The sequence below is a fragment of the Paracoccus onubensis genome (genome assembly GCF_003591515.1).
GTDB classification, from domain to species: domain Bacteria; phylum Pseudomonadota; class Alphaproteobacteria; order Rhodobacterales; family Rhodobacteraceae; genus Paracoccus; species Paracoccus onubensis.
Genome location: NZ_QZCG01000008.1, coordinates 192429 through 212608 on the forward strand (window position 1 = coordinate 192429; position 20180 = coordinate 212608).

The window sequence follows — 20180 nt, forward strand, 5'->3', positions numbered from 1 at the left end:
TCAGTAGCCCAGCACCCGTGGCAGCCACAGGGCAATCTGGGGGAAACAGGCAATGACGAAGATCGCGCCGGTAGAGGCGAGGGCGAAGGGCAGTGCGCGCATGCTGAGCCGCTCGATCGAGGCCCCGGAAATGCCCGAGGCGATGAACAGGTTCTCGCCCAGCGGGGGGGTCTGGAATCCGACCGACAGCGTGCAGATCATGACGATGCCGAAATGGATCGGATCGATGCCGACCATATAGGCGACCGGCAACATCACCGGCACAAGGATCATGATTGCGGCCAGCGTCTCCATGAACATACCGACGATCAGCAGCAACCCGATGATCAATGCCCAGATGGCATAGATATTTGTCGTCAGGGCAAGCACGCTTCCGGCGATCATGTCGGGAACGCCGTTCTCGACCAGGACCCGGCCGAAGATCGTCGCCGAGAACAGCACCAGCAGCACACGGCCGGAAAGCCATGTGGTTGCCTCCAGCGCCTTGCCGATCTCGTGCAGGTCAAGCTCACGATAGATCACCGCGCCGATGAACAGCGTGTAGAAAATGGCGATGATCGCGGCCTCGGTCGGGGTGAAGAAACCGCCATAGATGCCGCCCAGGATAATCACCGGGGCAAGCAGCGCCCAGAAGCCCTGATAGCACGCGCAAAAGAACTTGCGCAGCGACAAGGGCTCGGCCGAGCCGCGGAAGCCCTGCATCCGGCAACGGATATAGTTCATGATCAGCAATCCGCCCGCCATCACCACGCCCGGCAGAAATCCGGCGATGAACAGTTTCGAGATCGAGACGGACTGGAACTGGCCATGCGCCTCGACCGCTTCGGGTGCGGGCGCGATGCCCATGGCCGAGATGCCGAAGATGACCATCGGGATCGAGGGCGGGATGACGATGCCCAGACCGCCCGCCGCCGCGGTCACCGACCCGGCGTAATCCTTGCCGTAGCCGGAACGGACCATGGCCGGGATCATCAGCATCCCGACGGCGGCCGTTGTCGCGGGGCCCGAACCCGAAATCGCGCCGAAGAAAAGGCAGGCCAGGACCGTGGCGGCGGAAAGACCGCCGGTAAAGGGCCCCGCAAGGCTTTCGGCCACGTTGATCAGCCGCCGCGACAGGCCCGCGGCCTCCATCAATGCGCCGGCAAGGATGAAGGAGGGCAGCGCCATCAGCGGGAAGGTCCCCACCGAGGACCAGGCCATCTGCACCATCTTGATCGGACTGTCGCCCAGATAAAGCATGGCGGCCAGCGCCGCGACGCCCAGGGCCACGGTAATCGGCGCGCCCAGCGCCATCAGCAGGACGAAGGCGCCGAACAGGACCTCTAGAAGGTAGTCGTTCATTTCCTGCGCTCCCGCTCGTAGGCTCTCTGCTCGTCCTCGGCCAGTTCAAGCATTTCCTCGATCTCGACCTTGTCCGGGTCATGCGGATCCTTCCCCATGACAAGCTTGAGATAATTCACCTGCAGGATACGGATGGTCATCAACGCGAATGCGATGGGCAGCACCAGATAGACATAGCGCATCTCCCAGCCCAGGGTCTGGGCCTTCACGAAGGGCCGCAACCGGCTGATGAAGATGGTGGCCTGCCAGATGAAGACAATGTTGAAGCCGACCCAGATCAGGTCGCCGATCGCCTCGATGATCCGGGCGGTCCGGCGCGGCATGGCCTTCAGATGAAACAGGACCCGGTTATGCGCCGATACCCGCGCGGCGTAGGAAGCGCCGAAATAGGCGAACCAGACGAACAGGATCACCGAGAGTTCCTCGATCCAGGTGACCGAGAAGCCGAACAGTTGCCGGGCAACGATCTGCGCGAATAACAGCGTCACGAAAACCGCCAGCAAAGCACGGCATATATAGCTTTCAAGCTTGTCCAGATGTGTCCAGAGCGTAGACATGACTGCCCTCCGCTGAAGGTTCAAAAGAGTGACGGGCGGGAAATGGCAGCGACGGGCGACATGGCGGCGCCCGCTGCTGCTGCCGGCCTGTTCCTATTCGACCGGATCGCGTCCCAGCGCGGCCAGCACACCATTCAGCACGTCCTTGCCGCCGATCTGGTCATAGAATTTCGGCCATACGGTCGTTGTGGCCAGCTCGATGAATTCCTGTTCGTCATCTGCGGGCTCGGTGATTTCCATGCCGCGCTCGACCAGATCGGCCTTGATCTTGTCTTCTTCCTCGCGCAGGAACGACGCCGAGAACTGCGTCGCCTCCTGCCCGGCCTCCAATACCTGCTGCTGCTGTTCCGGCGACAGGCTTTGGAACAGGCTTTCCGAGACGATCAGCGGCTCGATCGAGAAGATATAGCGCAGGTTCGTGATATGCTTCTGAACCTCGTCGAATTTCATCGCATTGATGGTCATGTAGGGGTTGTCCTGCCCGTCCACGACGCCCTGTTGCAGCGCGGCAAAGGTTTCGCCCCATGCCATCGGGGTCGGGTTGATACCCCATGACTTGTAGCTTTCGATCATGATCTCGTTGCGCGGCACACGGACCACCAGCCCCTGCATATCGGCCACGCTTGCCACCGGGCGCTTGGAATTAGTCAGCACGCGAAAGCCCGAATAGCCCCAGGCAATGATACGCACCCCGGCGTCATTGATGGTCTGCTCGATCATCTGCTGGCCGATCTCGCCCTGGGTCAGGGTCTCGGCATCGTCCTGGCTCAGGATGACATAAGGCAGGGTCAGCGTGCCGACACTGGGGGAAAACGGCATGACGTTGTTGATCGCGAGGATCGAGAAATCCAGCGTGCCGGTCGCAGCGGCGGTGACGGTGTCCTGTTCGTCACCCAGCTGACCGTTGAGGAACAATCGGCCGGTCATCTCGCCGCCGGATTTTTCCTGAAGCGCTTCGGCAAAGGCCTTGCCAAGCGCCTCTTGCGTACCGCCGGCGCCGTCACCGACGGCGATGCGGTATTCGGTCGCTGCGGCGGGAAGAGCAGGCAGGCCCAAAGACAGGGCAAGCACGGTTCCACCGAGGATCCGGGTGATGAATGACATGAAGACCTCCTTGTTGTGTGTCGCGCCGCATTATTCGCGGTCGCCGATGTGGCAAGATGTTGCAGGTGACGGCGCGTCAGGATAGGTCCAGTTGGAAACAAAGATAGGTCCAGATGAGCGCTCGCATTCCCGTCGAGATGATCTTCCTGCGCGACAAGGATGCGCCGACTCTGCAGGGCCGGCTGGCCGCCGCGATCGTGCGCGCGATCCTGGAAACCCGCGCCCGGCCCGGCATGCGGCTGCCGTCAAGCCGCAGTCTGGCCGCCGCGCTGGGCTTATCGCGGATGACGGTCACGCTGGTCTATCAAGAGCTTGTCGGACAGGGCTATCTGGAAACCCGCGCCCGGTCGGGGATCATGGTGGCGGGAACGGTACCGCATCGAAGGCTTCGGGTTCAGCGGCCGCAGCGGGGTGGCACCACGCTGGACTGGGAAAGCTGGCTGGCGGATCATCACCCGCAGCAACGGGTCATCCGCAAGCCCGCGAACTGGCGCGAATACCGCTACCCGTTCATCTACGGGCAGCCCGATCCCAGCCTGTTCGATCACAACGCCTGGCGCGACTGCGCGCGGCGGGCCTGGGGGACGCGGGATTTTTCCGATCTGGCGGTGGATCAATACGGAATCGACGATCCTCTGCTGATCGATTTCATCTGCTCCAACACTTTGCCGCGCCGGGGTATTCATGCGCAGCCAGACGAGGTTCTGGTGACGCTTGGGGCGCAGAACGCATTGTTTCTGGCCATCGAATTGCTGGCCCGCCGCGACCGGCTGGCGGTGACCGAGGAACCCGGCTATCCCGACTTCGCCGAAACCCTGCGCCGGGCGCAAAGCCCGACCACCTTCCTGAACGTGGATGAGGGCGGCCTGAACCCCGAGATGCTGCCCGAGAGGACCCGGCTGGTCATCGTCACCCCCAGCCACAACATCCCGACCGGCGCCACCATGCCGCTGGAGAGGCGGCACGATTTGCTGGCCCGCGCCGCCAGCCATGATTTCCTGATCGTCGAGGACGATTATGATTTCGAAATGTCCTATCTGGCGCCACCTGCCCCGGCGTTGAAATCGCTGGATCAGGCGGGGCGGGTCATCTATATCGGCAGCTTTTCGAAATCGCTGTTCCCGGGGTTGCGCATCGGCTACATGGTCGCGCCTGCCCCGCTGATCACGCGGGCGCGCAGCCTGCGCTCGATCATGCTGCGCCATCCGCCGAACCATTTGCAGCGCATCACCGCCTATTTTCTGGCACTGGGGCATTACGACGCGCATATCGTGCGACTGCGCGGCGCATTGAAACACCGGCGCGAACTGATGAAGACCGCTCTTGCGCGCACATCACTGCGGATCGCCGGGGCATCGCGGTCCGGCGGATCCAGCATGTGGATCGAGGCTCCGTCCGGCATCGATAGTCGCCTTCTGGCGCTGCGGCTGCAGGAAGACGGCGTGCTGATCGAGCCGGGGGACGTGTTCTTCGAAACCCCGCCCGATCCCTGCCCATTCTTCCGTCTCGGCTATTCCTCGATCCAGGATGCCAATATCGAAGCGGGTATCGGGATTATCGCTCGCCGCGCGCTGGACATATGACGCCTGCGCGAGCAGGGCGGCGACGTTCATCCTGCTGCGCAAGGCTTCCCGGAACGCTCTTCTTGCCGAACACCGCCTTGATCGATACCAAAGCCCGACAGAGCCCTTAATGCGGTAACGCCGGGTCAGACCGAAGGCGGGAGAATGATAAATACCGACCTGTTCAAGGACTTTCTGCATCTCGTGCAAAGCCGTAACTTCTCGACCACGGCACGGGATCGTAGCATGTCACAATCCACTCTGTCGCGCCGCATCGCCACTTTGGAAGCCTTTGTCGGCTCCGCCCTGTTCGACCGGGCCATCCAGCCAGTCTCGCTGACCGAGGCAGGCGAAGCGCTGTTGCCACTGGCGCAGGACATTCTGGAAAAGATGGATACGGTTCACGGCATCGGCCATCCCAACGCCCGGCGCCCCGACCAAAAATGCCATCTCATCGCGCTCAGCACATTGGCGCTGCATTTCTTTCCGGGCTGGCTTGCGCAATACGAAACCGATCGGGTCTGGCAGGTAGACCTGCTGAACACGGAACCGTTGCTGGCGGCCAATATCAGGAACTTCCTGAGAGGACAGGCCGAATTCCTGCTGACCTTCGCCCATGACCGCGTGCCCGACCTGCAGGCGCTGCGCCACCACCGGTATATCGTTCTGGGACATGAAACCGCGGTGCCGGTCACCCGTTCCGACGGGTATGGGGGGCCACTGTGGTCATTTGAAAGCAAAGACGAGATCGCCTATTGCGGCTATACCAAGGGCAGTTTTTTTCAGCAGGCCCTGTCACCGTTCTTCGACAGGCTTGGACCCCGGCTCCGCAAGGTCCGCGACAACTCGATGGCGGCGGTGATCCACGGTTTGGTCCGGCAGGGGCACGGAATGTGCTGGCTGCCCCGCATGATGATCGGCGACGACCTGAAATCCGGCATTCTCGTCAGAGCCGGCGGAACGGAATTCGACCTTGAAACCGAGATACGCCTTTATCGAAGCCACAACATGGACCGCTATGCCCAAAGCGTCTGGAACGCGGTCAGCGAGGGCCATCAGATCTGCCGAAAAGCAGTGCGAATTGCCTGAGATCGGGAGCCAGATCCAGCACCATCAGCCAGTCATGCAATCCTTTGGCCCAGGGCGCTTCGTCGCAACAGGCCATGAATTTGGCACGCATCGCGTCATCCGGGAACGGATCGCGCAGGTCCCCGCGGGCAAAAAGGCGTTCGGCCCGATATGTCTGGCCGGATGCCAGACGCAGCGTGACCTGATGGGGCAGCCGCGCGCCATCGGCGGCGGCTTCCTCCTCGGCGGTCCAGGAGGTCATGGTCAAACAGGACAGCAAAGGATCGCCGCGACGGGCGCGCACGGCCTCGGGCGTGAAATCCTGCAAGGTCAGATGCCCTTCCCGCAATGCCACAGCAACGCAATAATTCATTGAAAAGCGGGCCTGCATTTCGTTTTCGGGAAGGGTATATGGCAGGTTGCGCAAATTCGCGATCCCGACCCTGACATCGATGGAACGCACCGCGTCGGCGCAGAAGTCATGTTGCCCGCGCAGATCGGCGATGGCATCGATGATCAGATGGGTCGAACCGCAACAGGGATGCAGCTTGGGCACCACCCCGTCGGTCTCGATGACATTGCGATCGGTCGCCTCGATTTCATGCGGGTCATAGCCGGGCATATTCGGGCCGCGGAACATGTGGGAAAAGCCCTGTGGGCCTTCGAGGGCTATGGGGCTTCCCTCGATCCCGGCAAGCGCAAGCCGGGCGGCCTCGACAGCGTTGCGCGCGGCAAGACCCGCGTGAAAAGGCTTGGCCGGCGTGCCGAACTGCCCCTTGGTCCCACAGGCGAAGCTGCAGGCCAAAGTCAGGGCGCGGCGCAGACCGTCGGTATCTGCGCCCAGAAGATGCGCAACCCCGGCGGCTGTGCCGACCGATCCGACCGTGGATGTGCCGTGCCAACCCGCGGCATAATGCCCGGGGCCCATCCCTGCCCCCACGAATGCCTGCGCCTGCAGCGCCACCAGATAGGCATCGATCAGATCGCGCCCGGGTCGCGAGATGTCGCAGACCGCCAGCAGCGCGGGAAGGATCACGGCGGAAGCATGGGACATTCCCGGTCCGAAATTGTCGTCGTAATCCAACGCATGCGCGGCGGTGCCGTTGACCATCGCCGCCATGGCCGAATCGGCAGTGCCGCCGGTCACCAGCCAGGCATCGCCCGGCGCCCCGGCAACGCTTGCAACGGCACGGACAACGTTATCATTGCGACTGGCATACATGCAGCCCAAGGTGTCGGCGACGGCCATCTGCGCCAGCGCGCGCCCCTGCGGTCCGGCCGCAAAGGGGCCTCGGTCATGGGATGCATGGAACCAGCGCGCCATCCGGCCGGCAATCGTCTCTTCATGTTTCACGGATCAGTCCAGATGTTGAAGGATTGCGGCCAGCAATGCGCCGAATTGAAAATCCGATACCCTGTCGCCCTTTTCGGTATCCACTCGATGCAGGACGATGGCATTCCGGGCAGGCATGACCAGCGCATAATGCCCGCCCGCCCCCATCGCGAAATAGCTGCCTTCGGGCAGCACCACATTGGGAATTCCGCAGCCTGCACGCTCCAGCCACCACATATACCCATAGGCGCCATGCGTCCCGGCCTCGCTGTTGCGCAAGGTGCAAAGCCGTGTCCAGCCTGCCGGCAGAAGCTGGCGCTTTTCCCAGACGCCACCTTGCAGATAAAGCTGACAGAACCGGAGAAGGTCGCGATTGGACAGCCGGAACGGATAGGCGGCGTGCCGGGATTCGGTAAAGGGCTCGACCCAGGCGTCGGGCGTGGGACCTTCCGGCTGGAAATCCTGCATGCCCAAAGGATCGGCAAGATGGCGGGTAAAGCCTTCGGCCACGCTGTGACCGCTGGACTGGACATAGATCGTCCCGAGCGCGTTGAAATCCCAGTTATTATAGCACCAGAATGTGCCGGGCGCGTGGGAATGGCGCTTTTCCTTGATCATCCGCATCCATTCGGTTTCATAGCCGGCCGGATGATAAATGCCCGATCGGGCAGTCAGCAGGTCATAGACCGTCGCCTGACGCTCGACGGCCGACAGGGGATCGTGATCGTCGATACCCAACTGCTCCATCGTCGCGGCCAGATCCAGACGTCCGGCATCGACTTCGATCCCGATCAGGGCGGCCAGAATGCTTTTGCGGATTGAATGGCACAGAAACTTGCGATCCTGAGGACCGAACTGACCGGCCAATCGGCCGTTCTGCCAAACCAGAAGCGCGGCGGTTGGCTGTCTTTCGATATGCGGTGTCAAATGCTCGATCATGTGGCGTCCCCTTCCAGCGCAGCGGCAAAGGCCGCGCTGGCGTCCAGAAATTCGCGTGTATATTGCTCTTGCGCCTGTCCGTTGCGAACGGCTTCGGATGTCATCTCTTCGATGATACGGCCGTGCTGCATCATACCGATGCGCTGGCAGACATGCGCGATCACCGCCATGTCATGCGACACCAGAAGATAGGTCAGACCCCGCTCGCGCTGCACCCGGGTCAGCAGATTCAGGATCTCGGCCTGCACCGAGACATCCAGTGCCGAGGTCGGCTCGTCCAGCAGCAGAATCTCGGGCTCCATGATCAGGGCGCGGGCGACGACGACCCGCTGACGCTGCCCACCTGACAGCTCATGCGGGTAACGGTAGCGGAACGAGGGATCCAGTCCTACCTGCACCAGCACTTCATCGATCCGTTGCCGCTGGCGGTCGAACCCATGGATCTGCAACGGTTCGCGCAGCACTTTCTCGACCATTTTTCGGGGATGCAGCGACGCATAGGGATCCTGGAACACCATCTGCACACGGCGCAGGAAACCGGCGCCGCGTCTTGCCTTTGGCTGCTTTTGAGCGTCCAGCAAAATCGAGCCGTCATAATCGGAATTCAAACCGGCGATTGCGCGCAGCACCGTGGTTTTGCCGCAGCCGGATTCTCCGATCAGCCCATAGCATTCGCCGCGCCCGATGTGAAAGCCGACATCCTTCACGACATGATGACGCTCGTCCTCTTCTCCGAAGGACACATTGAGATCCGCCACCTCCAACAGCGATTGCCTCATGATCTTTCCTCCGGACCGAAAACCGGGCCATCCAGCCAGCCTGGATCGCGTTGCGGCACATGCAGCGGATCGACATGCCGGTCAAGGCGCGGCAGGCTGTCCAGAAGCGCGCGCGTATAGGGATGGCGCGCATTTCGCAGATTCCTGGCCTCGATCTCTTCCAGCACGCGCCCTGCATACATCACCAGAATGCGGTCGCAGAAGCTGGCGACAAGGTTCAGGTCGTGACTGATCAGAATCAACCCCGTATCCCGCGCCTCGACCAACTCGTTCAGCACGGAAAGCACCTGTCTGCGCACCGTGACGTCCAGTGCCGAGGTCGGCTCGTCCGCGATGATGATGTCGGGTTCGGGGATCAGCATCATCGCGATCATGATACGTTGGCCCATCCCGCCCGACACTTCATGCGGAAGCAGCGAAAACACCCGCTCGGCATCGCGGATATGCACCGCCTCCAGCATCTTCAGGGCCCGTTCCCTTGCGGTTTTCTGATCCGCCTGATGATGCACGCGATAGGCTTCGACGATCTGCTCGCCCACTTTCATCAGGGGGTTCAGCGAGAATTTCGGATCCTGCAGGATCATCGAGATCGAGCGACCGCGGATCTCGCGCATCCGCCGCTCGGACGCGGTCAGCAGATCCTCTCCGCGAAATCGCATCCGGGTGGCGGTAACCTGCGCCGATCGTGGCGTCAGCTTCAAAAGCGCGCGCCCGGTCTGCGACTTGCCGGAACCGGATTCGCCCACGATTCCCAGCTTTTCGCGCCCGACCCGAAAGGACACGCCGCGAACCGCGTCCCGCCCGGTGCGGTTGCCCGCAAAGCGGACGCGCAGGTTTTCAACCTCCAGCAATGGTTCAGTCATGGCGGGGATCCAATACATCGCGAAGCCCATCGCCGGCCAGATTGACGGCAAGGCTGGTCAGAAGGATGGCGATGCCCGGCATGGCGGCAACCCACCATGCGTTCATCATGAATTCCCGGCCTGTGGACAGCATCGCGCCCCATTCCGGGCTGGGCGGTTGCGCGCCCAGACCCAGAAAGCCCAGACCCGCAGCCGTCAGGATCACGATGGCCATGTTCAGCGTCACCCGAACGACGACCGAGGGCAGGCACATCGGGATCACATCCGACCAGATGATCCGCAGATGCGATGCGCCCTGCATGCGCATGGCTGCCACATAGTCGGATTTGCGGATGGTCAGGGTTTCCGCCCGGGCAAGACGCGCGATTGGCGGCCAGGCGGCAAGCGACAATGCGATCACGGCATTCTCGATTCCCGGACCCAATGCGGTGACGAAGGCCAGGGCAAGGATCAGCGAAGGGAAGGCCAGAAAGACATCCACGATCCGCATCAGCACCAGATCGATCCAGCCGCCGAAATAGCCTGCAATGGTGCCGACGATCAGCCCGACGGGGGCAACGATCCCGGCCGTCAGGACAGCGATATAAAGAGTGATCCGCGTCCCGTAGATGATCCGCGAAAGGATGTCGCGCCCCAATTCGTCAGTGCCGAACCAATGCGCGGCCGAGGGTGGCATGAGCCGTGCGGCCAGTGATTGCTGAAAGGGATTGTAGGGCGCGATAAGCGGCGCCAGCCAGGCCACGATCACCAGCAGCAACAGGAAAACAAGGCCCGCCAGCGCCGAACGGTTGGCCGCGAACCGTTTGCAGCCCAACCAGATCTGCTGCGCCCTCGCTTGCGCCGCCGAGGCCGGGACCGGCGCAGCAAGCCAGCCGCGAACACCGTGCTGATACATATCATCCATCGCCGCACCTACCGGGTTCTGGGATCAAGGACGCGATAGAGCACGTCGCAGATCAGGTTGATCGTCACGAAGATGAGGCCGATGATCAGCGTGCAGCCCACCACGGCATTCATGTCGCCCGCCAGCAGCGCGCTGGTCAGATAGCGGCCAAAACCCGGCCATGCGAAAACCGTTTCGGTCAGCACGGCCCCTTCCAGCAGGAAGGCATAGGACAGCGCGATGACGGTCAGCACCTGCACCGCAATGTTGCGGAACGCATGGCGCCAGACGGTGCGGCGCCAGGACAGGCCCTTGACCCGCGCGGTGATGATATATTCCTGCGTCAGTTGCGCGGCCATGAAACTGCGCGTCATCCGGCTGATATAGGTCATCGCGCTGAAGGCAAGGATCGCCGCCGGCAGCACGATATGCGACACCGCATTGCGAAAGGCGTCCCAATTGCCCGCCATGATCGTGTCGATCAGCAAAAGGCCCGTGCGCTGCTCGAATCCGTATTCGTAGACAAAATCGATCCGCCCCGGGCCGGACACCCAGCCCAGACCCGCGTAGAAGATCATCAGCCCCATCAGTCCCAGCCAGAAGTTCGGTGCCGAATACCCGATCAGGCAGACGGTGCGCACGACATGGTCGATCCAGCTGTTGGCATACATAGCCGACAACACGCCCAGCGGCACGCCAAGCCCGGTGCCGATGACCATCGCCACGGTCGCAAGCTCGATCGTGGCGGGAAAGACGCGGCCGATATCCTCCAGAACGGGGCGCCCCGAGGTCAGGGAGTTACCGAGATCCAGAGTCACGGCGCTTTTGAGATAGCCAAGGAACTGGACGATCAGCGGCTGGTCCAGCCCCAATTCGCGATAGACCCGGTCATAGGCCGCCTGCGGGGCGTTCTCGCCCACGATCTTGATGACCGGATCCAGCGGAAGCATCCTGCCGATGAAGAAGGTCAGCGCCACAAGGCCCAGAAGCGTCACGCCGATCGAGGCGATGGCGACCAGCGCCTCCCTCAATCGCCGCCTGCGCCGGGGCGTCAGATATCCTCCTTGCGCTGCCACTCGCATGGTCCGGTCCTCCGTCTTGCTGAAAGTTGTCCGATGCCCGCCTGAAACCGCAGGCGGGCATCATGCGCATGGAGGCCTATTTCGAGACCATGTTGTAGAAGGTCCTGAATCCGTGGAAGGTCCAGCCCTTCAGCGCTGTCCGATAGGCGACGTTCTGGCTTGTCTGGAAGATGAAGACCTGCGGACCCTCTTGCATCTGGTCCAGTTGCAATTGGTGATAGAGTTCTTCGCGCTTGGCGGTGTCGGGCTCCAGCAAGGCGTCCATGACACGCTGATTGTATTCTTCCGAGAAATAGGCCGAACGCCAGCTTGGATATTGGGTCAGCTTGGCTTCGGCGGCATTGTCGGGATTGTAGATCTGGCGCGAGGCCATTCCATGCGCGTCACCGACCGAGGTCTGCCAGCTCATCACCGCCATCTCGAATTCGCGGCCGCGCACGCGCGCGAACAGCTGGGCGTTGGCCATCCGCTCGACCGTGACATCCAGCCCCGCTTCGGCTGCATTTTCCTGAAAGTGCTGGCCGATAGGCATCGAATAGGGATGCGTTCCCAGAATCAGCGAGAACTTCGTTCCCGGTTCGACGCCGGCCTCGGCCAGCAATTCGCGGGCACGCTCGACATCCAGAGAGAATGCCCGCCCCTCTTCCTCGCTCAGCGCCCCGAAGGCGCCGAGTTGCACAGGGCTTTGCCGGATCACGCCGATATCGCGCAGGAACGACTGGCCCATCGCATCATAGTCCAGCAGATAGCGCAGCGCGAGACGTGCCCGGGGATCAGTGAAAGGCCCGAATTCGTTGTTCAGGGCAAGATAGGTCAATTGCGGCTTCAGGGCCGTGGCGATCTCGATGCCCTCGATCTGCGACACATCCGCAATATCCTCGGGGGTCAGGTCGCGGGCGACGTCGATATCGCCACTGGTCAGCATCAGGCGCTGCGTGGCGGCCTCTGCCACATGGCGGATCAGGATTGTCTTCATCGCCGGCTGCTCGCCCCAATATTCCTCGTTGCGTTCGAGGATGACGACCTCGCCGGGGTTCCAGCGCGCCAGATGATAGGGGCCCACGCATTCGGTCCGCGTGGCCAGATATTTGTTGCCCATATCGCCATCGACCTCATTGGCCATGATCGTATCGCGGTCCATAAGCGTCGCCACCGGATAAGCCGCGATGGCCTGCAATACCAACGAGATCGGATAGGCCTGATCGAACTGCATCACCAGTGTGGTGTCATCGGGCGCGGTGATCCGCTCTTCCGCGTTTTCGGCGGTGAACCCGTATTCGGTCAACGCGGCCGCGGCGCCCAGGCCGATTTTCAGAACGCGATGCAGCGACCATGCCATCTCCTGCGCGGTGGCCGGGTTGCCGGAAGGAAAGGTCAGGCCCTCGCGAATCTTGAAGGTGATGGTGGTGCCATCCTCGGAAACCTCATAGCTTTCAGCAAGGCCGGGGACGATATTGGTCTCGTCCTCGGGATCATATTCCATCAGCCGGTCACAGGTATTGGCCAGCAACTCGATTGTGACGACCTCGCCCACCTGAGCCGGATCGAAGGTCGATATGGCGTCGATATTCCAGGCCATCGCCATGACGTCGGGCGGTGTCTCGGCGGCGGTTTGCAGCGGAACAGCCGCAGCCACAGCCGCCGCAAACGCCGAGGACAGCATCATGTGTTTCAGTTTCATCTCTTTGGTTTCCCTGTTGTTTTTTTGATGGTGTATCAGGCCGGTTCCGGGCGGGGCTGAAGCGGCGGCGTGACCTCGGACGGGATGGGGCAGATATAGGGCGCATCCGCCAGCCTGCGATCAAGATCGGCACGCGCACGGGCGATCAGGTCGGGATCCGTCAGGCAGTCCTGCGCGGTCGCCGCCATCACCTTGGCCACATGGGTCATGGCCTTATGTGCCGAAGGCGTCTTGCCCTGCGCGGTCACCTGCCAGCTATGTCCGGGCGTCCCGATCGCCAAGGTGGCCGCATGAGCCTGAACGGTGGGCACGATCCAGCTGACATCGCCGACATCGGTAGAACCGATCATCAGGTCACGCGTGGTGTCCCGCGGCACGATGAAATCGCAAAGCGGCGTGTTCCGGGGCGCCATCCCGATGCCACGATAGGCGCTGGCGATATCGGTGGGGGACAGGGTCGCCTGTATCTCAGCGGCGAATGCGCGGTCCCTCTCATCGAATGGCGGCGGGCCAAGGCGTTCGAAATTGGCCTGCATCGCCTCTTCAAGCGAGTCGTTCGGCAGCAGGTTCGACACGGCGCTCATGATGGAAATGTCGACGCTGGTATCGGTCATCATCGCGGCCCCCTGGGCAATCCGCTTGACCCGCTCGTTCAGTTCGAACATGCCCGGCAGATCGGGCGCGCGGATGGCAAAGCGCAGCTTGGCCTTGGCCTGCACGACATTCGGGGCGACGCCGCCTGCATCCAGGAACGAATAATGGATGCGGCTTTCCTGCGGCACATGTTCCCGCAGATATTGCACCCCGGTGCACATCAGTTGCGCGGCGTCCAGCGCGGAACGGCCCAGATGCGGAGCCGCCGCCGCATGGCTGGCCCGTCCGGTGAATTCGAAATCCATCCGCGTATTGGCAAGCGACTTTGCGGGCGCCACTTCGTTGAAACAATGCGGATGCCAGGTGATCGCGGCGGCCACGCCGTCGAAAGCCCCTTCGCGGGCCATGAAGGATTTGGCAGCGCCGCCTTCCTCGGCCGGGCAGCCGTAATAGCGCACCCGCCCCGGCGTTCCCGTTTCGGCCAGCCAGTCCTTGAGAGCGCAGGCCGCCAGCATCGCGGCCGAGCCCAGCAGATTATGCCCGCAACCATGCCCCTGCCCGTTGCCCGGCAAGGGACGTGGTTCAGCCACGCCGGCCTCCTGACTAAGGCCGGGCAATGCGTCATATTCCCCAAGAAAGGCGATGATCGGACCGCCCTCGCCCGCTTCGCCGATGACTGCCGTGGGAATGCCCGCGACGTTCTCGGTGACGCGGAACCCCTTTTCCTTCAGCATTGCCGTATGTTCGGCAACCGAGCGGTATTCGGTATAGCAGATCTCGGGCATTCCCCAGACGCGGTCGGACAGACCGATCAGGTCGGATGCGTGCTGGTCGACGCTGTTCCAGATATCGGGTTCGTTCTTCATGGTTTTTCCTCAAAGTTCTTTTGCGATGAAGCCGGCCAGCGCCTGAAACACGCGGCGAATGTTCTCGATACGTTTGAAGCCATGCCCCTCATGCGAGATGCGCATGAAATCGCAGCGCTTCCCCAGTCCGAACATCAGCGAGTGGATAATCTCGCTTTCGCAGGGCGGAACGCGGGGGTCGCGGTCGGCATGGACCATCATCAAAGGCGCCCGCACCCTGTCGATCCGGTTGATCGGCGAAATGCGCCGCAGCAAATCCGCCTGCGTGTCGGGATCCCCGTATTCCGCCACCCGGATCAACCGCGCCCAGGGGCCGGTTGCCATCAGATGGGTGAAGAAATTCCCGATTCCGTAGAAATTGACGCCGCATCGCCACAATTCGGGATTCTCGGTCAACGCGGCCATGACCATATAGCCGCCATAGGATCGTCCGAAGACCGCACAGCGGCCGGCATCCACCAGATGCCGATCGGTCAGCGAGGCGCGCAAAGCGGTCAGGTCCGCCAGACTGTCCAGCCTTTTCTCGTGATCGTCCAGCGAATGAAAGACCCGTCCATAGCCGGTCGAGCCGCGTATGTTCGGCGCCACGACCATCACGCCCTGCGACAGCATCCATTGCACATCGGCACGCCATTCCGGCCGCCACTGCATCTCGGGGCCGCCATGGATGATGAACACCGCCGGCCAGCCTTCCGGTGGGCGCGGCCCCCGGGGCGTATAAAGAAAATAGGGGACCTTCAGCCCGTCAAAGCTGTCGAATGTCGCGATTGAAGGCGCCACCCCCTCGCCCAGCGCAGGCGATCCATGAAGGCAGGCAGCTGCCTGACCGCCGAACGGAATTTCCCATATCGCGGGGGCGGAACCGGCCGAACTTACCGAACAAAGCACGGCGTTCCCACCACCCGGAACGCTTACCCCGCTGACGACACCCGGCACAGGCATTTCAATGGATGAGACCTGCCCGGAGGCCAGATCAAGACCTGCAAGACGGCTATAACCGTCCTCGTTCACGGCAATCACCGCGCTTTGCTGATCCGGCGCCAGTGCAAAGGCATCCAGATCGCGGCCCGCAACCTGATGAAGACAGCCCGAGGAACCGCCATCAGCAGCAAAGCGCCAAAGCGCGATCCGGTCGCCTTCCAGATCGCATAATGCCAGCCCGCCACCCGCTTTCAGCAACCGCGCCGCCACGAACTTGACGCGATGGGCAGCATCCAGCACCGGCACCCGCCGCCCCGAGGCGATTTCGACCAGTTCCAGCTTCTGGTCGCTTGCGGCGCCCAGGGTGCGGCGCACCAGCAAACTGGCGCCATCGGCGGCAAAACCCAGCACTTCCTGATAACCCGAAGGATCGGCGACCGAGGTCACGGCTCCGGTCGGGATATCCATCACGCAAAGATCCAGCCGGTCCTTTTGCCGATGGTTCGCGGAATAGGCAATCCGGTTGCCATCCGGGGAAAACGCCCCCCACATATGGACCGTCATCGGATCGTTCGTCAGCGCGTGGATCGCGCCCGTCTTCACGTCCAGCAGGTGAAACTGCCATCGCTCGTCCCCTCCGCAATCAGCGGTGAACAGGATGGAATGCCCTGCCGGATGCCAGGTAAAACTGTTGACCGGTTCGGCATGATCGGTCAGCTGGCGGATGCCGGTCGTGTTCTCGATCCAAAGCTGCGGCATCCCGCTGGCATCATGGATGAAGGCCAATCTTCCGTCGCCCGGTGATCGGGAGGGGGCGCAATAGGACGGGATTTCCAGCAGTGGAAGAATGGTCTGCGGGTCAATCATCGGCAAGGTTCCCGATCCTGTCCGCCAGCCGGTCCGAGGCCGCGCGCTGCGCCGCCAGCATCGCCGGGGAGCTGGTATGATTTGCAAGGGTAACGGTTTCGAACCGGGCCTCGGGCCAGGCCCGATGCAGCGCCCAGGCCGATGCCATCGGCGTCACCATGTCATAGCGCCCCTGCAGGATCTCTGCCGGGATATGGCGAATCCGGTCGATACCGGCCAGCAATGCGCCTTCCGCCATGAAGGCATGGTTGATGCAGTAATGGGTGAACAGCCGCGCGACGGGCAGGTATTTGCGGGGGCTTTCCAGAAGCTGGGCGACATGCGCCTCATCCGGGCAAAGCGTCTGGGTCCGGGCCGAGAAGTTCCTTAAATGCCACGCGGCCTCTTGCGCGACTGTCATATCCGTGGATATCAGCCGCCGGTAATATGCCTGCAGCAGATCGCCCCGTTCCTCGGCGGCGACAAAATTCGCGAAACGCTCCCAGTGATCGGGAAAGACCTGCCGGACGCCGTGAAACCACCACTGGATTTCTGCCTGTCCGCCAAGAAAGATGCCATGCAGCCGCAATGCCGATACCCGTTCGGGATGCGCCTGCGCATAGGCCAATGCGAGGCAGCTTCCCCATGACCCGCCAGCGACCATCCAGCGCTCGAAGCCGAAATGTGCCCGGATCCTTTCCAGATCATGCACCAGATCCACCGTGGTATTGCCCCGGATCTCTGCCAGAGGAGTCGAACGGCCCGCACCACGCTGATCGAACAGCACGATGTCGTGGCGTGCCAAAGCAAAGCTGCGCAGCGCCGCCCGATTCAGCCCGCCACCCGGCCCTCCATGCAGGATCACTGTCGGGATAGCGCCGCGTGTGCCATGCCGCTCAAGGTACAGATCATGCTGGTCATCGACCTTAAGACGATGCGCAGAAAAACTGTCCGCATCGGTGCCGGCCGGCAAAGAACTTGTGGATTCCATATGAAATTTCTAGGGACCTGAAGTCTGGCCCGTCAAATGCGAAATTCGCATGGACTATCCGTTTTAAGGATGGCACCGCGCACCGGCCCGCCCAGGCCCATGTTTTGCTGCCGCCCGGCTTGCTTTCCGGAATTTCGACAGATGCCGCGGCACCGGACACATGATTACGAATTGAGCATCACGTCGAAAACCCTCGCAAAGCGCAAAGCTTCCTGCGCGGGCAGAAGCCACCCGCGAACAGGGTCACCTCTTCCGGAAGAGCTATTCCCGGCCTTACGGATTCACCATTCTTCGATGACGGGTTCGGCATCCCATGCGGTCAGCGGCGCCTCGGACCAGGGGCCGTAGCTGGCATTGGGCAGGACGATCCATTCGGCGCCCCATTTCGCCGCTTCCTCGGCCACGGTCGCCTTCTGGTCTTCCAGTGGCGTCTTGCGGAAGCGTCCGTCGAAATCATGCAGCGTATCTCCGATCAGCAGGACGATCTGGTGATCCGCACTGACGATATCGCGCCGCTCGACCTTGGGCGGGCCAAGAAGCAGCACCGATTCCGGGCCGACCTGCGGCAGGCCAAGCTCGGTCAATGTGGCGATCGTATGCTCTTTCTGCTCATCCGACCGGTCCGAGACATAGCGGATCGTCACGCCAAGACTATCCGCATGATCCAGAAATTCCTTGGCGCCGGGAATCAGCGTCGGCTTGCCGTCGCGCTCCCACGGAAGCCAGGTGTCCCAGGCGTCGTACATATGGCAATTGCCCAAGTCGCGGGCCAGTAGCGGGGTGTTGTCGATCACCGTTTCATCCAGATCGGTCACCACGGCCAGTTTCGATGGATCCTCGGCGCCCTCGACCGCGGAATTCAGCCGTTCAGTCGCGATATTATAGGCCTGCAATTGCAATGCCCGCACCTCGGCCGATTGCTGCTGATAACGCAGGCCCATGGTGAATTCGGCCACCGGGCAATCCGCGGGTTCCGCCCCGGCGTCTTGCGCGAAAGCGCCCTGGGCGGTGAATGCCAGAAAGGCACAGGTCAGCATAAGTTTCTTCATGTTGTTCCCCCTGCTGGTAATGATTTTCATATAACCATTGTAAATATTGATTGACTAGTCAATCAATATTGCTTGCCGAAATAATTCGCTTCTTCGCGACACGGGGCGCCGTCAGGAAGAGCTATTCGAAATCGCGATCCAGGGGCCAGAGAGGCCGTGGAACGCGGGTATAGGAACGACGATCCACGCAAGGCGTCGCGAGTGCGCCCGAATCGCATATGATGACCCGGTCCGCGATCGGCTCAAAGGCGGCGCGGAAATGTTGCATTGATTTCAACGCCAATACGCGCCGCTCCGTCGGTTCGATCCCAAAGGCGCGCAATTGCTGCAGATCGACCATCTGTTGTGCCTCGGACACGATCAGAACCTCGACGCCACCAAGATCGATCACCGCAACCGGACCGAATGTATGCGCAAGCCCGCCCTGAATTGGCCCGTCGCCTATATAATTCCCATCCGACAGCCTGCGGATCGTCCCGGTTACCTTCAGCGGCGCGCCTCCGAATTGCGGATCGCCCTTGCCTCCGATGGTGACGGTCACGGTCTCCCCTTCGCGATGGGAATGAAGTTCCGCCGCCGCCCCGGGATCGATCATCGGCGCGAAAACGGCAGCTTCGACACCGGCATCCAGCAGGCCCTTCAACAGCGCGGTCGCATCGCCATAGGCGCCCGCGCCGGGATTGTCGGCATAATCCGCAATGACCAGTGGACCGTTCGCCCCATCATGGGCCAGCGCCTCGGCGCAGGCATCACGCACCTCCAGGAAATCACGGTCATTCCGGTTACGGCCGTTCCAGATCGCCGTGGCAAGTTCTTCGGTTATCGCCTGCGCCGCCGCTTCCGCCGCGGGATCGCCGCTGTCATAGGTGGCCAGCACGGTCGGCCCGACGCAAAAGACATCCGCCCCGGTGAACGCGGCATTGACGGACACCGCCAGCAGCCCGTCGGCCTCTGCTTCGCGCGCACGCTTATACAGCGCAAGGGTTTCGGGAATATCCGTCCGGCCGGAATTCGCCTCGTCCAGCATCGGAACATGGCTGCGTAGCGTCCGCGGCGCGATCTGGCCTTTCATCGCCCTGTCGAGAAGCCGGGCGGCATGTGCGCCGGTCTCGCGCATATCCACATGCGGATAGGTCTTGTACGAAACCAGGATCTGCGCATCGCGCACCATATCCGCGGATACCATCGCGTGCAGATCCAGCGTGACGGCGATGGGGATTTCCGAACCCAGCTCTGCCCGCAGCAGTCCAAGCAGATGACCTTCGCCATCCTGACAGAACTCGGGCACCATCGCGCCATGCAGGCCCAGAAGCACCCCGTCGATTTCTTCGCGATGCCGCCGCGCGGTCTTTAGAATGACGTCGGCGATGTGATCGAACGCCGCCCGCGCCACCTGCCCCCCCGGGACCGCATGGGCCGAGATACTGTGCAGCAAGGACCAGCCGGACGCATCCGCCACATCCATGAAACCGGCCAGCTCGGTATTCGCCTGCCGCCGCGCGCGTATCGCGTCCTCTCCGTAAAGCAACGTATCCGCACCGAATTGCGGCAGGTCGGTGCGGTAGCGCGAAAACGTGTTGCTTTCATGCATGAATTCGGCGCTGAGGACAGTAGGGTTCATAGGCATTCGAGCTTCTCTGATCTGCCGGCCGTCATGGTCCGGCCTGCGCAGATTATGCCTGTGATCTCGATGCCGGCAAGGGTCGAAGCGGATGGCCGCA

17 protein-coding genes are annotated in these 20180 nt (G+C 62.1%); 2 read left to right on the forward strand and 15 right to left on the reverse strand.

Annotated elements, in window-relative coordinates; translation table 11 throughout:
- The 3 genes from D3P04_RS12960 to D3P04_RS12970 form a co-directional block, all read right to left on the reverse strand.
- Entirely contained in the window at positions 1 to 1341 is a 1341-nt protein-coding gene (locus tag D3P04_RS12960; RefSeq protein ID WP_119749532.1) for a TRAP transporter large permease, read from the reverse strand.
- Positions 1338 to 1898, reverse strand: coding sequence for a TRAP transporter small permease (locus D3P04_RS12965; protein WP_119749534.1), 561 nt, complete (start codon positions 1896 to 1898; stop codon positions 1338 to 1340). Before D3P04_RS12965 ends, D3P04_RS12960 begins: the two co-directional genes overlap by 4 nt.
- A gap of 93 nt (positions 1899 to 1991) precedes the next feature.
- Positions 1992 to 3002, reverse strand: a complete 1011-nt coding sequence (locus D3P04_RS12970) for a TRAP transporter substrate-binding protein (RefSeq protein ID WP_119749536.1) — start codon at positions 3000 to 3002, stop codon at positions 1992 to 1994.
- 113 nt (positions 3003 to 3115) lie between these two features.
- Here D3P04_RS12970 and pdxR point away from each other — a divergent pair, with 113 nt between their 5' ends.
- Together pdxR and D3P04_RS12980 are read left to right on the forward strand one after the other, a co-directional pair.
- A complete protein-coding gene (gene pdxR, locus D3P04_RS12975) occupies positions 3116 to 4585 on the forward strand; it encodes a MocR-like pyridoxine biosynthesis transcription factor PdxR (protein ID WP_119749538.1) in 1470 nt (489 codons plus the stop codon).
- 144 nt (positions 4586 to 4729) lie between these two features.
- Positions 4730 to 5653, forward strand: a complete 924-nt coding sequence (locus tag D3P04_RS12980) for a LysR family transcriptional regulator (RefSeq protein WP_119749540.1) — start codon at positions 4730 to 4732, stop codon at positions 5651 to 5653.
- Here the strand turns inward: D3P04_RS12980 and D3P04_RS12985 are convergent.
- The 12 genes from D3P04_RS12985 to D3P04_RS13040 form a co-directional block, all read right to left on the reverse strand.
- Positions 5607 to 6986: an MmgE/PrpD family protein gene (locus tag D3P04_RS12985; RefSeq protein ID WP_232844997.1), complete on the reverse strand. Its 1380-nt coding sequence runs from the start codon at positions 6984 to 6986 to the stop codon at positions 5607 to 5609. The genes D3P04_RS12980 and D3P04_RS12985 overlap by 47 nt on opposite strands.
- A gap of 3 nt (positions 6987 to 6989) precedes the next feature.
- Positions 6990 to 7904: a serine hydrolase domain-containing protein gene (locus D3P04_RS12990; protein WP_119749542.1), complete on the reverse strand. Its 915-nt coding sequence runs from the start codon at positions 7902 to 7904 to the stop codon at positions 6990 to 6992.
- Positions 7901 to 8683, reverse strand: coding sequence for an ABC transporter ATP-binding protein (locus D3P04_RS12995; protein ID WP_119749544.1), 783 nt, complete (start codon positions 8681 to 8683; stop codon positions 7901 to 7903). Before D3P04_RS12995 ends, D3P04_RS12990 begins: the two co-directional genes overlap by 4 nt.
- Positions 8680 to 9546 carry an ABC transporter ATP-binding protein gene (locus D3P04_RS13000; protein WP_119749672.1) on the reverse strand — a complete coding sequence of 289 codons (867 nt, stop codon included), beginning with the start codon at positions 9544 to 9546 and terminating at the stop codon, positions 8680 to 8682. The genes D3P04_RS12995 and D3P04_RS13000 overlap by 4 nt, the downstream gene beginning before the upstream one ends.
- Positions 9539 to 10450, reverse strand: coding sequence for a nickel transporter permease (nikC, locus tag D3P04_RS13005; protein WP_119749546.1), 912 nt, complete (start codon positions 10448 to 10450; stop codon positions 9539 to 9541). Before nikC ends, D3P04_RS13000 begins: the two co-directional genes overlap by 8 nt.
- An 8-nt stretch (positions 10451 to 10458) precedes the next feature.
- Positions 10459 to 11511 (reverse strand): ABC transporter permease, encoded by a 1053-nt coding sequence (locus tag D3P04_RS13010; RefSeq protein WP_119749548.1) that lies wholly within the window; start codon positions 11509 to 11511, stop codon positions 10459 to 10461.
- Positions 11512 to 11587: 76 nt separating this feature from the next.
- Positions 11588 to 13192, reverse strand: coding sequence for an ABC transporter substrate-binding protein (locus D3P04_RS13015; protein ID WP_119749550.1), 1605 nt, complete (start codon positions 13190 to 13192; stop codon positions 11588 to 11590).
- A 35-nt stretch (positions 13193 to 13227) separates the two neighbouring features.
- Positions 13228 to 14652 carry a M20 family metallopeptidase gene (locus tag D3P04_RS13020; RefSeq protein ID WP_119749552.1) on the reverse strand — a complete coding sequence of 475 codons (1425 nt, stop codon included), beginning with the start codon at positions 14650 to 14652 and terminating at the stop codon, positions 13228 to 13230.
- Positions 14653 to 14661: 9 nt separating this feature from the next.
- Positions 14662 to 16440 (reverse strand): S9 family peptidase, encoded by a 1779-nt coding sequence (locus D3P04_RS13025; RefSeq protein ID WP_119749554.1) that lies wholly within the window; start codon positions 16438 to 16440, stop codon positions 14662 to 14664.
- Positions 16433 to 17410: a prolyl aminopeptidase gene (gene pip, locus D3P04_RS13030; protein ID WP_119749556.1), complete on the reverse strand. Its 978-nt coding sequence runs from the start codon at positions 17408 to 17410 to the stop codon at positions 16433 to 16435. The genes D3P04_RS13025 and pip overlap by 8 nt, the downstream gene beginning before the upstream one ends.
- 281 nt (positions 17411 to 17691) lie before the next feature.
- On the reverse strand, positions 17692 to 18459 hold the full coding sequence (locus D3P04_RS13035) for a 5'-nucleotidase, lipoprotein e(P4) family (RefSeq protein WP_220475327.1): 768 nt from the start codon (positions 18457 to 18459) through the stop codon (positions 17692 to 17694).
- A 121-nt stretch (positions 18460 to 18580) separates the two neighbouring features.
- Positions 18581 to 20086: a M81 family metallopeptidase gene (locus D3P04_RS13040; protein WP_220475328.1), complete on the reverse strand. Its 1506-nt coding sequence runs from the start codon at positions 20084 to 20086 to the stop codon at positions 18581 to 18583.
- Positions 20087 to 20180: the final 94 nt, after the last annotated feature.

What these genes read in the sequence shown, in the direction of transcription:
- D3P04_RS12960 (WP_119749532.1), bottom strand. Translation starts at nt 1,341, where the DNA reads ATGAACGACTACCTTCTAGAGGTCCTGTTCGGCGCCTTCGTCCTGCTG.
- D3P04_RS12965 (WP_119749534.1), bottom strand. Translation starts at nt 1,898, where the DNA reads ATGTCTACGCTCTGGACACATCTGGACAAGCTTGAAAGCTATATATGC.
- D3P04_RS12970 (WP_119749536.1), bottom strand. Translation starts at nt 3,002, where the DNA reads ATGTCATTCATCACCCGGATCCTCGGTGGAACCGTGCTTGCCCTGTCT.
- pdxR (WP_119749538.1), top strand. Translation starts at nt 3,116, where the DNA reads ATGAGCGCTCGCATTCCCGTCGAGATGATCTTCCTGCGCGACAAGGAT.
- D3P04_RS12980 (WP_119749540.1), top strand. Translation starts at nt 4,730, where the DNA reads ATGATAAATACCGACCTGTTCAAGGACTTTCTGCATCTCGTGCAAAGC.
- D3P04_RS12990 (WP_119749542.1), bottom strand. Translation starts at nt 7,904, where the DNA reads ATGATCGAGCATTTGACACCGCATATCGAAAGACAGCCAACCGCCGCG.
- D3P04_RS12995 (WP_119749544.1), bottom strand. Translation starts at nt 8,683, where the DNA reads ATGAGGCAATCGCTGTTGGAGGTGGCGGATCTCAATGTGTCCTTCGGA.
- D3P04_RS13000 (WP_119749672.1), bottom strand. Translation starts at nt 9,546, where the DNA reads ATGACTGAACCATTGCTGGAGGTTGAAAACCTGCGCGTCCGCTTTGCG.
- nikC (WP_119749546.1), bottom strand. Translation starts at nt 10,450, where the DNA reads ATGGATGATATGTATCAGCACGGTGTTCGCGGCTGGCTTGCTGCGCCG.
- D3P04_RS13010 (WP_119749548.1), bottom strand. Translation starts at nt 11,511, where the DNA reads ATGCGAGTGGCAGCGCAAGGAGGATATCTGACGCCCCGGCGCAGGCGG.
- D3P04_RS13015 (WP_119749550.1), bottom strand. Translation starts at nt 13,192, where the DNA reads ATGAAACTGAAACACATGATGCTGTCCTCGGCGTTTGCGGCGGCTGTG.
- D3P04_RS13020 (WP_119749552.1), bottom strand. Translation starts at nt 14,652, where the DNA reads ATGAAGAACGAACCCGATATCTGGAACAGCGTCGACCAGCACGCATCC.
- D3P04_RS13025 (WP_119749554.1), bottom strand. Translation starts at nt 16,440, where the DNA reads ATGATTGACCCGCAGACCATTCTTCCACTGCTGGAAATCCCGTCCTAT.
- pip (WP_119749556.1), bottom strand. Translation starts at nt 17,410, where the DNA reads ATGGAATCCACAAGTTCTTTGCCGGCCGGCACCGATGCGGACAGTTTT.
- D3P04_RS13035 (WP_220475327.1), bottom strand. Translation starts at nt 18,459, where the DNA reads ATGAAGAAACTTATGCTGACCTGTGCCTTTCTGGCATTCACCGCCCAG.
- D3P04_RS13040 (WP_220475328.1), bottom strand. Translation starts at nt 20,086, where the DNA reads ATGCCTATGAACCCTACTGTCCTCAGCGCCGAATTCATGCATGAAAGC.